Annotated in this window: 1 pseudogene; it reads right to left on the bottom strand. The window is 40.1% G+C overall.

The features are described from left to right. Positions 1–304: pseudogene (locus tag LNN34_RS21855) on the bottom strand (IS5/IS1182 family transposase); the annotation flags it as partial.

Genomic DNA, 304 nt, shown 5'->3' with positions numbered 1-304 from the left:
CAGTTTTCAAGAAAAGGGCATGAGGAACATGTTTCAGGATTTGATTTATATGACCGGTATCCTTTTCGGTCAGTTGTTGAGTATGTAAGTGTTTGGTCATTTGGACAAATGTATCTGTCTTGTTCACTGTCATAATGAAATTTCCATTTTGGAAACAAGCCCCGCGTAGGGTGATAACGTCTATGTGCGATGACACCAAAAATTTGGCGGTCAGATAATCCTTTACAGATGGGAGTCGTTAAATATCCAGAATCAAGGGCGACAGCTTCTACTTGAAAACCAAATCGTGCGATTTGGTGATCTA

Origin of the sequence: Bacillus sp. AF23 (genome assembly GCF_020861455.1) — a bacterium.
In the GTDB taxonomy this organism is placed as follows: domain Bacteria; phylum Bacillota; class Bacilli; order Bacillales; family Bacillaceae; genus Bacillus; species Bacillus halotolerans.
This window is presented reverse-complemented; position numbering and strand designations above follow the sequence as displayed.